The 11929-nt window shown below is 64.3% G+C and carries 9 protein-coding genes; 3 read left to right on the top strand and 6 right to left on the bottom strand.

Going from position 1 to position 11929, the window contains the following annotated elements:
• Positions 1 to 31: 31 nt before the first annotated feature.
• A complete protein-coding gene (locus tag DJ82_RS03790) occupies positions 32 to 631 on the bottom strand; it encodes a hypothetical protein (RefSeq protein WP_094557373.1) in 600 nt (199 codons plus the stop codon).
• Between the two features lie 85 nt (positions 632 to 716).
• Positions 717 to 1298 (bottom strand): bacterio-opsin activator domain-containing protein, encoded by a 582-nt coding sequence (locus DJ82_RS03795; protein WP_198948005.1) that lies wholly within the window; start codon positions 1296 to 1298, stop codon positions 717 to 719.
• A 175-nt stretch (positions 1299 to 1473) separates the two neighbouring features.
• Between DJ82_RS03795 and DJ82_RS03800 the strand changes: the two genes are divergently transcribed.
• From DJ82_RS03800 to DJ82_RS03810, 3 genes are all read left to right on the top strand, one after another.
• Positions 1474 to 2115: a helix-turn-helix domain-containing protein gene (locus tag DJ82_RS03800; protein WP_094526480.1), complete on the top strand. Its 642-nt coding sequence runs from the start codon at positions 1474 to 1476 to the stop codon at positions 2113 to 2115.
• 112 nt (positions 2116 to 2227) lie between these two features.
• On the top strand, positions 2228 to 2575 hold the full coding sequence (locus DJ82_RS03805) for a HalOD1 output domain-containing protein (protein ID WP_158217272.1): 348 nt from the start codon (positions 2228 to 2230) through the stop codon (positions 2573 to 2575).
• A complete protein-coding gene (locus tag DJ82_RS03810) occupies positions 2572 to 2757 on the top strand; it encodes a hypothetical protein (protein ID WP_094525287.1) in 186 nt (61 codons plus the stop codon). Before DJ82_RS03805 ends, DJ82_RS03810 begins: the two co-directional genes overlap by 4 nt.
• Before the next feature lie 105 nt (positions 2758 to 2862).
• Here the strand turns inward: DJ82_RS03810 and sufD are convergent, their stop codons facing one another.
• From sufD to DJ82_RS03830, 4 genes are all read right to left on the bottom strand, one after another.
• Positions 2863 to 4077 (bottom strand): Fe-S cluster assembly protein SufD, encoded by a 1215-nt coding sequence (gene sufD, locus DJ82_RS03815; RefSeq protein ID WP_094581103.1) that lies wholly within the window; start codon positions 4075 to 4077, stop codon positions 2863 to 2865.
• Between the two features lies 1 nt (position 4078).
• Positions 4079 to 5509: a Fe-S cluster assembly protein SufB gene (gene sufB / locus DJ82_RS03820; protein WP_094526477.1), complete on the bottom strand. Its 1431-nt coding sequence runs from the start codon at positions 5507 to 5509 to the stop codon at positions 4079 to 4081.
• A gap of 52 nt (positions 5510 to 5561) precedes the next feature.
• Complete coding sequence (locus DJ82_RS03825; protein ID WP_094525284.1) at positions 5562 to 6482, bottom strand: ABC transporter ATP-binding protein; 921 nt, start codon at positions 6480 to 6482, stop codon at positions 5562 to 5564.
• Positions 6483 to 6615: 133 nt separating this feature from the next.
• Positions 6616 to 11847 carry a DNA polymerase domain-containing protein gene (locus DJ82_RS03830; RefSeq protein WP_094581104.1) on the bottom strand — a complete coding sequence of 1744 codons (5232 nt, stop codon included), beginning with the start codon at positions 11845 to 11847 and terminating at the stop codon, positions 6616 to 6618.
• Between the last annotated feature and the right edge of the window lie 82 nt (positions 11848 to 11929).

The following is an 11929-nucleotide window of genomic DNA, read 5'->3' on the forward strand; positions in this document are numbered from 1 at the left end:
GGGCCGGCGCGTCGAGAGGGCCGCCGACCGCCTATATCCCGAGCCAGTCACTGTTCCGGATCTGGTGTCCCTCTCGCCGAGCGACCTTCGCCGGCTGCCGACGGACCCCGCGCGAAGCCGGGAGCGCCCCCTTCTCGCGGACCCGCTCGACGACCCAGTCGCGGATCTCCGCGATCGCCTCGTCCTCGTCGTCGGGGCTGACCCGCTCCAGTTCTTGGAAGGTCCTCTCGTAGGCGTCGTACTGCGAGCCGTCGAGCTCCTCGTTCGGTAACGCCTCGCTGGTCTCGACGATCCGCTTCATCGCCGCGGCGACCGTGGGACGCCGTATCTGTACGCGGACGCGGTCCGGGGAGTCGAACACCACTCGGTCCGTGTCCGGGACCAGCTGTTCGACGGTGTACCGCTCCGTCGGGGACGCGACCTCGCGGTCGCCGATCGTCGAGACGATCTCAGCCCCCGTGACCGGGAACTCCAGCCGTTCGAGCTCGGGTTCGACCTCGCCGAGATCCGCGGTGTCGAGCTCCGGTTCGGGCTCGTCGCCGCGTTCCAGCTCCGCGTCGACGTCGCGCCGTCGCTGTCGGTTCTCCTCGTCCCGGGCTTGGTCCTCCCGTCCCGCTTTATCATCTGCCATTCTCTCGTGTACGACTCCCGACGGTATATTGCTGTAGGTAGTGTGAAATTACTACATTCCCGAAACAATGAACGTCCGCACCGCGCTACTCGTTCCGGGCCTTCCCCTCGTGCTCGTCGATCACCGACCGCAGCCGCCGGGCGAGAGCTCCCTCGACGCTCTGGACTCGCTTCTCGTCTGCGTCGTACTCGACGAGACCGGCGGCCTCCAGCTTTGGCAGGTCGGCGTGATGCAGCCTGGTTCGGGGGCGCCGCCGCTCGGCGTCCGTCGTCGTCCCCTCGCGCCGAGACTCGCGACGAACGTCGTCGACGAGCGACTCGTGGCTCGGGAACCGGACCTCGAACTGCCACGTCGACGGAGTCCCGACGCCGTCTCGGATCTGGCCCCCGTTCGCCTGCACCGCGTCCACGAGGGCGTCCCGAGTCGCGTCCCAGTCCAGCGTGAACAGCGTGCGGTCTTCGAACACGTCGACCGGGGTGGCCCCGTCGACTGTCGGGTGCCGTTGGACTCCGTCCACGAACGAGTCACGCGAGGCGTTGTGGATCCAGAACAACGGGGCTGTGGCTCCTCCGAGGGGGACGAGCGTCTCGAGTTCGACGGTGGAGTTTCCCTCGACCGCGAGTATTCGTCCGAGTTCGAAGTTCCCGGACGACACGCGGAACTCCACGATCACACTCATTAATCGATTCCGAATGAGTGGTCCTCGACCCGCATATAAAGAAGACAGACATGGGATACCATGTTCGCGTCGAGCGTGACGGTCGACCGCTCGTTCGGTCCGGCGGTCGACTACTTGGTACACCATACTCGTGCATTATGCCGGTCCGGAGCGATCGGTGGCTATGGCCACGGTCATGGAGTTCACGAGCCCGGCGGACGAGTTCCCGCTGGGCACGGTGTTCGAGAACCTGCCGGGGGTGACGGTCGAACTGGAACGACTCATCCCGGCCGCGTCGCTCATCATCCCGTACTTCTGGGTCCGCGGCGCGCGCGCGTCAGACATCGAGGCCGCCTTCGAGGCGCACCGAGGGGTCGTGAACATCGAGCTCATCGACGATGTCGACGGAGAGTACCTCATGCGCGCCGAGTGGGAAGACGACTACTACGGCGTCCTGACCGCCCTCGCGCGAGCCAATATCGTGGTGCTCTCGGGTATCGGCACCAAGGAGGGGTGGCAGTTCGAAGTCCGCGGCGAGAGCCGCGATCGGATCGGCGAGTTTCGGACGGACTGCCAGGCTCACGACATCTCCATCGAGATCACCGCCGTCCACTCGCTGCTTCCCGTTCAGGGCGACGGGTACGACCTCACGGAGACCCAGCGGGAGGCGCTGGTGTTGGCGTACGAGATGGGGTACTTCGACTCGCCGCGGACGGCGTCGCTGGAGGAGATCGCCGCGGAACTCGGCATCTCACAACAGTCGCTGTCCTCTCGGATCAGACGCGGCCACCGCCGGCTGATCGCGAGGACGCTGATCGCGGAGTGACACGTCGCTGCTCGCGTCGGGATCCGATGACGACGGACATCCTTTCTGCTTGTAAATACCTCCTGTATCATCAGTGCCACACCTGAACCGACGCAGTGTGCTACGTCTTTATATGTCTGCCGAAGACACTGAACTCATTCTCGAGTCGTTTACTTTTCGTCCGGGGTCGGAGACGTATCTGGCACGCTACGACAAGATGGAGACTTCGGCCAGTATGGCGGTTGTTGCGACCCTCACAGAGATCTCAGACGTCGATCCGACTGAGATGGACCCCCTGTTTCAATCGATCGACGTCGAGTCGCTCGACGCGCTCTTCAGGGGTGCGACCGACGGCAACGTTCGCGTCACCTCCACGGTCGCGGGACGCGAGGTCACCGTCACCAATGACGCGGTGATCGCGAACCGCACGCCCGACGACGACAGCGGGACCGTCGGGATCGGTGAGGTCCCGTCCACGTGAACTCCGGAGACGAGACGCCGTCAGACGAGTCGGCGTTCCGCGACGAACTACGGTCCCTCCTCCGCCGCGCCCACGAGCGAGACGTCGACGTCGAGGGCGGGTGGGAGTGCCGGAACGGCGCCGAGAACCCGGACTGGGACATCATCGTTTCCGAGGTGCGAAAGCCGGACGAGTCCGAGTAGCCGCGCCGAACGCTCTTTGCGTCGAGGCGTCTCGAACGCGTCCGCGAGCTGCGGCGTCGTCGCCGCGGCCGTTTCGACGTCTCCGAAAAAACGCGACGACTCCGTCTACTGGAGCCGCTGGAGGACGAGCTCCTGAACGTCGTCGCGGGACTCGTCGACCGCGATCTCCTCTAACACGGGCACGAAGAAGCCCTCGACGAGCATGTTCCGCGCCGTGTGGGAGTCGATCGTGCGGCTCTCGAGGTAGAACAGGTCCTCGGCGTCGACCTGCCCGACCGTCGCGGAGTGCGACGCCTCGGTGTCGTGGTTGTGGATGATCAGCTTCGGCGACGCGTCGGCCTCGGCGTCGTCCGACAGCATCAGCGTGTTCTCGCGCTGGTAGCTGGACGTGTTCCACGCGTCCTCGCCGACGTCCTGAACGCCCTCGTAGACGGAGCGGGCCACGTCGTCGAGCACGCCGCGCGTGACGAGGTCGGCCGTCGTGTGCTCGGCCTGGTGCCAGACGCGGGCGTTGATGTCGAAGTGCTGGTCGTCGGTGCCGAAGAACGTCCCGACGATCTGGCTCTCGGAGCCGTCGCCGCTCAGTTCGGTCTCGACGTCCGAGCGGGTGAGCTTCGAGCCGAAGTTGCTCTCGATCCAGTCGACCGTCGCGTACGCGTCCGTCACGCCGCGCTTCAGCGAGTACGTGTACGAGTCGTCGTCGAGGTTCTGGAGCGAGCCGAACTGGACGTTCGAGTTCTCGCCCGCGGCGATCTCGACGAGGTTCGAGAAGTAGCGGTCGCCGTCGACCGCGCTGTCACCGCTCTCGATCGACTCGAGGATCGTCACCGACGACGACTCCTCGGCGACGACGAGCGTCTGGCTGAACAGCGAGCGGGAGTTCATCTCCGCGCGCACCGTCACGTCCTCGACGTCGACGCCCTCGGGGACGTAGACGAACGTGCCGGTCGTGAACAGCGCGACCGACAGCGCCGTGAGGTAGTTGTGCTCGGGGTCGAGCACCGAGCCGAAGTTCGCCTCGATGACGTCGCCGTACTCGTCGAACGCCTCGGTGAAGGGCAGGACGACGACCTCGTCGTCGCCGGCCGACCGCTCCGTGGCGTCGGACTGGTTCAGCGGGTCGACGAGCGCCTCGAAGTCGAGCGACTCCAGGTCTGTCCAGCGGCGCCCGGGCGTCTGGATGACGTCGGGCAGATCGGCCGTCTCCAGCGCCGAAAGCGCGTTCAGACGGGTCTCGAGTAGCCACTCGGGCTCGTCGCGTTCGTCGGCGATGCGTCGTACCGTGTCCTCCGAGAGGCTCTCGATTGCTTGCGTGCTCATGTTATCCGAGCGAGCCCTCCATCTCGAGTTCGACGAGCCGGTTGAGCTCGACGGCGTACTCGATGGGCAGCTCCTCCGTGATGGGCTCGATGAAGCCCGAAACGATCATCTGTTTCGCGTCGTCGTCGTCGAGGCCGCGCGACTGGAGGTAGAAGATGTCCTCGTCGCCGATCTTCCCGACGGTCGCCTCGTGGGCGACGTCGACCTTCGACTCGTTGATCTCCATGTACGGCATCGTGTCCGACGTCGACTCGTTGTCGAACATCAGCGCGTCGCACTCGACGGCGGTCGAAGAGTTCTCGGCGCCGTCGGCGATGTGGACGAGGCCGCGGTAGTTCGTGCGGCCGCCGTCCTTCGCGATCGACTTCGACTCGACGGTGGACTTCGTGTCCGGCGCGTTGTGGTACACCTTCGCACCGGTGTCGATGTCTTGGCCCTCGCCCGCGAAGGCGATAGTGATGTGGTTGTCGGAGGCGCCGCGGCCCTTCAGGATCGTCGAGGGGTACAGCATCGTTGCCTTCGACCCCATCGACCCCGAAATCCACTCCATGCGCCCGCCCTTCTCGGCGATGGCGCGCTTCGTGTTCAGGTTGTACGTGTTCTTCGACCAGTTCTGCACGGTCGAGTACTGGACGTGGGCGTCCTCGTCGACGAACACTTCCACGCCGCCGCAGTGGAGATTGAACTTCGAGTACTTCGGCGCGGAACAGCCCTCGATGTAGTGGACTTCCGAGCCCTCTTCGGCGATGATGAGCGTGTGCTCGAACTGGCCCATCCCCTCGGAGTTCATCCGGAAGTACGCCTGCACGGGCATGTCGACGGTGGTATTCTCCGGGACGTAGACGAACGAGCCGCCGGACCAGATGGCGCCGTGGAGCGCCGCGAACTTGTTGTCGCTCGGGGGGACGCACTTCGTCATGAAGTGCTCGCGGACGAGCTCTTCGTGCTCCTGGACGGCCTCGTCCATGTTACAGAAGATGACGCCCTTCTCTTCCCACCGCTCCTGCATGTTCTGGTAGACGACCTCCGACTCGTACTGGGCGCCGACGCCGGAGAGCGCGTTCTTCTCGGCCTCCGGGATGCCCAGCTTGTCGAAGGTGTCTTTGATTTCGTCCGGGAGCTCGGTCCAGTCGTCCACGCCGGCGCGGACGTCGACGTCCGGCCGGATGTACGGGATGATCTCGTCGACGTCGACCTCGCTCAGGTCCGGCTGGCCGGGCCAGTCGGTCGGCATCGGCATCTCCTGGAACTGCTTGAGGGCGCGAAGGCGCCGCTCCAGCATCCACTCCGGTTCGTCCTTGTCCTCCGAGATGACGCGGACCGTCTCCTCGGTGAGGCCCTTCTCGGTCTGGAAAGCGGACTTCTCCTCCTTCTTGAACTCGAAGCGGGCCTCGGTGTCTGTCTCTTTGAGATCGTCTTGTTGTGAACTCATGATATTATGTTACGTGTTCCCCCGTTTATTCCTGTTGCGTGACCATTTGTGGTTACGCCGCATCGAACGCGTCCTCGCGGACCCAGTCGTACCCCTTGTCCTCGAGCTTCTCCGCGAGTTCCGCCCCGCCGCTCTTGACGACTTGGCCGTCGAGCATCACGTGGACGTGGTCGGGCTCGACGTAGTCTAAGATTCGCTGGTAGTGGGTGATCTGGAGGACGCCCGTGCCCTGCTCGTCGCGGAGGGCGTTGATTCCCTCGGAGACGTCTTGGAGCCGGTCGATGTCGAGCCCGGAGTCGATCTCGTCGAGCACGGCGATCGCGGGCTCCAGCATCGCGGCCTGCAGAACCTCGTTCTGCTTTTTCTCCCCGCCGGAGAAGCCGGCGTTGAGGTAGCGCTGCATGAACTTCTCGTCCATGTCGAGCAGCTCCATCTTCTCCGAGAGGATCTGCTGGAACTCGGCGACGCCGATATCGCCGTCGTCGGCGGCGCCCTCCATCGGGGAGGTCTCGTAGCCCTCGTCGTCCTCGTCGGCGTCGGCCTCGTCGGCCTCCTCGTCCTCGAACAGCTCCTCCCGCTCGTCCGCCTTCGCGTTGAGCGCCTGCCGGAGGAAGTTCGTCATGGTGACACCCTCGATCTCCGCCGGGTACTGGAAGCCGAGGAAGATGCCGAGCGCGGCGCGCTCGTTCGGCTCCATCTCCAGCAGCTCCCAGTGATAGTCGTCGTCGTCGAGGTCGGCGCTGATGTCCGCGACGTCCTCCTCGTCGAGGTGGAGCAGGACCTCGCCGTCGGTGACCTCGTACGCCGGGTGGCCGGCGATGACCTTCGCGAGCGTCGACTTCCCGGAGCCGTTCGGCCCCATCAGCGCGTGGATGTCGCCGGACTCGACGGTCAGGTCGACCCCGCGAAGGATGCGTTCGCCGCCCTCTTCCGCCACTCGTGTGTGAAGATCGTTGATTTCGAGAGTAGCCATGTGTATTCTCGTGCCTCGTACGTTGACGGTAGTGGTTGAGGCGGTTAATGGTTACGCATCCCCCCGACAAAACTCTCGAATCAAGCAAGAATTTTTCCAACGATCGAAAACTGCTTTCAGCGAGACGACCTGTCTACATGAACGAGCCGAGTCCGGTCTGCTCCTGTCCGGTCTTGACTTCCTCCCACGACATGCCGAGCGCCTCGATGACGCGCTCGATGGGCCCTTTCAGCGTCTTGTCGAGCATCTTCTCCCAGTCGACCTCGAACTCCTCCGGGACCTGGTCGGCGTACTCGAAGCAGATCACGTCGGGGTCGCGCTTGAACTCCCCGTACAGGTGGTCGCGCTGCGGGTCGAGCCCCTTCTCTCCCTCCATCCGCTGCCAGAAGTCGGGGTGGACCTTCTCGATGTAGAGCCGCTTCGGCTTCGACCCGCTCCCGAAGTTGGTCCCGAGCATGCGGTTCGCGTACTTCGCGCCGCGGACCTGCGCGGTCGGCGTGTCGTAGGCGTCCAGCTTCTTGCCGATCCCGCCCGGGATCCCGATCTCGTCGAGGTCCATGTCGCCCTCGAGCACGCGGGCGATGACGTCCACGAGGTACGTCTTCACCTCTTCCATGTCCTCGTCGATGTCGTCGCCCGTGACGATCGTCTCGATGACGTTCTGCTGGACTTCCTTCGTGATGCCGGCGATGTCCGACCGCTTGTACTCGAAACCGGTGATGTCGATGTCGTCGACGTCTTTGCCCTCCTTCCAGATGATGTGGCCGGCGTAGCGCTTCTTCTTGCCCGCCTGGAAGAACCGCCGGTAGAGCTTCTCGAACTCGATCTGGAAGCGATGGAACTCGGCGTTCAGCTCGTCGCGCGCGAAGTCGTCGTAGCGCTCGTTGATGTGGTCCTCTATCTCGAAGGAGGTCTCGATCGCCTCCTCTTTCGACATGTCAGACAGAGAAAGCATGACGCTGTCGGTGTCGCCGTAGGCGACTTCGTAGTCGAGCTCGTTCGCGGCCTCCTCGGTGAAGTCGATGACCTCGCGACCGGTCGCCGTGACGGCCGCTGCGCCCTCTTTGTCGTAGAGACGGAACCGGTCCCATCCCGTCACGCCGTACAGCGACTGGCCGACGAATTGGAACTTCCCGTTCCGCCCCGCGAGGAGCGTGTGGTTGTCCTCGACGGTCACGCAGTAGACCCCGTCCTCGGCCTCGCTCCGGGACCCGCTCCGATGCATCCGGAGCGTGTTCTTCCCGCCTTCCGTGACGTAAATCCGCCAGCTCCCGCTGTCGCGGTTGTAGCTCGCGGTGATCCCGAGGTGGGCACACAGGCGGAGCACGTCGTCTCGAAGCCGCTCGCTCGACGTCGTGTACCGCCACGATCCGGTCTGCCGGTCGCCGTCGCCGTCGATCAGCGTCTCCAGGAACGCGCGTTTCTGCGCCACGCTCGCCTCGAAGACGCGGTCCGGGATCCGCTTCTCGAAGCTCCCGTCTCCACAGCTGTCTCGGAGGAGGTCCCCGAGCAGCTCCGAGGTGAACTGGTAGCTGTGGTCGTCGACGTAGTAGTCTAGTTCCATCCGATCGAGGAGATCCCCGATCGTCTCGCGGTCGGAGTCGCCGCCGTCCGCCACGGCGTCCTGCGCGATCTGTATCGTGGTCGCGGAGCCGCGGAGGTTGTCGCCGAACCGCTTCTCCTCGGAGGTGTACACGTTCCCTTCCGTGACGTACCACGCGAGCAGTTCGAGGAAGTCGTCCCCGTCGTAGGTCCGCGGGACCCACTTCCGCCCGGACTCCCGGTGAACGTAGCTCGTCTCGCACACCGACTCGACGTACTCGCGGTGTTCCTCGAACTCCGCCGCCGTGAACACGTAGCCGGTCTCGCCGACGTCCGCCTTCGGAACGCGCCGCGGCGTCCATCCCAGTTCGGCGGTGAACGTGTGGCCGTGGACGCTCGGTCGGACCCACACCTCGTAGTCGCCGTCGACGAGTTCGGTCAGATCGATCTCGTCGACCCGTTCGCCGTCCGGTCCGTCCCAGTCGTGGGGAAGCTCGTAGTTCGTCGCCCGGTCGAGGTCGCCCGCCTCCACGAAACTGTACCCGTCCTCGGTGATCCCGTTCGTCTCGTTCTTTCGGACGAGCATCCGGTGGTTCGGCGTCACCCGGAAATCGATCTTCGAGGTCTCGACGTCGACGAGTTCGCCTCGGTAATCGGGGTACGCGTGGGTCTCTTCGACGGTCTTCGCCACCATCTCCTCCGTGTCGGGATCGAGCGAGTACACGGCGTCGCCGACCTCCAACTCCGTGATCGACCGTACGCCGTCGGGCGTCACGACCTCGGTGTCCGGCGTGAAGCAGTTCATAATAACCTTGACAGCTCCCTGCTGACGGTCGTACTGCTCGTACGGCTCGGTGCCGGGGTCGTGGTCGTTCCGGAGGGACTTCTTCTCCTCGCGCTCGGAGAGGAGTTCGTCGACCATCTCGCGCATGATCCCGTCCGGCTCCTTCTGGAAGTGGGTTCCGTTGGGCGCGACGTACGTCTCGCCGTCGTACTCGGCGGGGTCGACCTTCGTCTCCGGGCCGGCGTTGATCGTCACCATGCACATCGGGTACAGCGACTGTCCGATCCATTGGAGGTGGCCGTTCCGTCCGGCGAGTACAGTGTGGTTATCCTGGGCTGTGATACAGTGTACTTGTCCGTCGTGCGGTTCGGTCGTGGCGTTCGCCTTTTTCAATGACCCTTGCTTTCCGATCGAGACGTACCACGTCCCGTCGGACTGTTTCGTAACCGTCGGCTTCTCGCCACACCGCACTCCGAGCCGGACGGCGTCCTGTTTCAGCCGATCGCTTTTGGTCCAGAACTTGTTGAGTCCGCTTTCTGTCCGGCTCCCGTCGCCATCGATGAGCGTGTCGAGCAGATGACGAAGGTGGCCCGCGTCGAGACCGAACACCCACTCCGGAAGATGTTTTTCAGAGAACCCGTCGCCGCAGTGATCCCGGAACCAATCGTGAAGGAATCGGTTTGAGATTTTGAACCGCGTTTCGTTGCTCGCGTAGTTCAGATCAATCCGTTCTAACAGATCCCGGATCGACTCTCGACCCTGCGGATCGCGTTGATGTAACACGATCCCGGGAACCTCACGAACAAAACTTCCCTCCGTGACGAACCAGCCCATCAGTTCAAGCCAGTCGTCCATGTTGAAGGAGAGGGGCATTTCAGCGTGTCCGCGATCGTATTTAAGAAGGGTCTCGTCGGCGTGTTCCTCGATCTGTTCGCGGTTCTGTCGATACACCTCGATCGGTATCAGATATTTTCCGGCTTTTCCATCAACCGTCGCGAGTCGAGATGTTCCCTTCGCCCGATCGAGTTCAGACTCGATTCCCACGGGCATCGCTGCTCGGAATCCGGTCAAGCCGTCGTGAGCGTACACGGCGACGTGGCCGTCTTCGACCTCCTCGAAAAGGTCGAACTTCTCGCGTTTCGATCCGGCCATCGGTTCGTGTATGGGGAATGCGAACCGCTCGTATTCCGGCACATCACGGTATTCGCTGAACTCGAAATCCGACGGGCCGAGATCGCTCCATCCGCGGCTCTGTGACAGGAGGAACCGGTGATTCTCCGTCACTTTAAAATCGTGCGTGTTCCCGCTGACGTGGTGTAGCTCGCCGTATTCGTTTTGGTACGAATGAGTCTCGGCGACTGGCTTGATTTCGCACTCAAACGTTTCTGAATTCAACGTGTAGACGGGATCGCCGACATTCAGTTCTGTTATCGGCTTGAGCCCGTTCGGCGTTGCGACGTCCGTGTCGGCGCTGAAACACTTCAGGTCCTGGACCGTCACCATCTCCTTGACGCCGGTGATCGGGTCGAAGACGGCGCCGCCCTCGAACTCCTCCGACTCCTGTTGGCCCTTCGTCGGGAGCGCGAACTTCCCGAACGCCTTGTGGAGGACGTACATGTCGACCGTGTCGCCGGGGGTCGGCGCGTCCTCGATCTTGCAGCCGACGAAGGTGCGCACCTCGTCCCAGAAGGCGATCACGTCCTGCTTCCGGTCGATCTCGACGCACAGCTCCACGTCGCGGATGCTGTACTCCAGCAGGCGCTCGGGGTCCTGCTCCCAGAGGTCGCCGATGTCGCCCGTATACCGCTCCTTGCCGACGCCGAGCTCGCGCTCGCCGACCGCGTCGAGCCGGTACGACTCCAGCTCCGTGAACATTGTCCGCTTGTACGCGTACAGCAGGTCGAAGACGACCCGGCCCTTGATGTCGGGGCCGCCCCAGCCGGAGCGCCACACCTCGCCGATCCGGGAGAGCCGATCGACGGAGAGGTCGTACTGGCTCCCGTCGTCGAGCACTTCCATGCGATCGAGGAGATACGGCGCGTCGAAATCCTCGAAGTTCCACCCACTAAAAAGATCTGGGTCGGTGTCGTCGATGTAGTCGACGAACGCGTCGAGCATCGCGGCCTCCTCGGTGAACGTCTCGACCCGGAAGTCGATCTCGCCGTCGCTCGCGATCCCCTCGTAGTCGGGGAGGTCCTCGGGCGGCGGGATCTCGGCCTCGGGGGCGTCGTACAGCCAGACGACGTACTCGTCGTCGTAGGAGTCGTGGCTCGTGAGACAGATGATCGGCTCCTCGCCGTCCTCGGGGAACCCCCGGCGGTCGTCGACCTCGATGTCGAAGGTGTTCACGCGGAGGTCGGCGTCGACCTCGGCCGGCTCCAGCTGCCCCTCGTGGACCTGCATCGTCCCGGAGCCGTCGTCGAGCCGGCGCTCCTCGACCCGCATCCCGCCGTTGATCCCGTTGTCGATCAGGAAGCGGTTCGGGAAGAGGATGTCAGCCTCGAAGCTGGTCTCGAAGTCGTCGCGGATGTTCCCGACGTCGCGGGGCGTCCGGGTGACGATCCGGGTGAGCGGCTCGCCGCGGATGCTCTCGTACGGCTCGCCGTCCGGGCCCTCCTCGCGCGTCCCGATCACGACGTCGTACGCCTCGACGGGGTCGCGGTCGAGGTCGGCGGTGGGGACGTAGAAGTACGGCTCGACGCCCAGCACGCGGACGTGCTCGCGGACGTCGTCCTCGACGTCGCGGTCGACGGTCGCCGCCGGGCGCCGGCCGAAGACGTGAACGACGGGGTACTCGTCGCTCCCGTATCCCTCCACGGCGTAGTCGATCTGGGTGATCATCAGCTCGACGGTCCCGGTCGACTCCGGGAACTTCGCCTCGTCGACGTCGACGACGTCGCTGACGCGGCCCCGCCCGCCGCCGGCGACGACGGCCGCCTCCTGTGCGGCGAGGTCCTCCCGTTCGGTTTCCGTGCCGCCGTGCTCCCCCTCGTCCGCGTCCGCGGGCGACGAGAAGTCCGACAGCCCCGACTGAGTCATATCGGTCCTTCGGCGGCACCCGGCTAAAAAACTCGGCTTTCGGGTGCGGCGAGGACTCGCGCCACGGAAAGGCCTTTAATGT

Origin of the sequence: Halorubrum sp. Ib24, from assembly GCF_002252745.1 — an archaeon.
In the GTDB taxonomy this organism is placed as follows: domain Archaea; phylum Halobacteriota; class Halobacteria; order Halobacteriales; family Haloferacaceae; genus Halorubrum.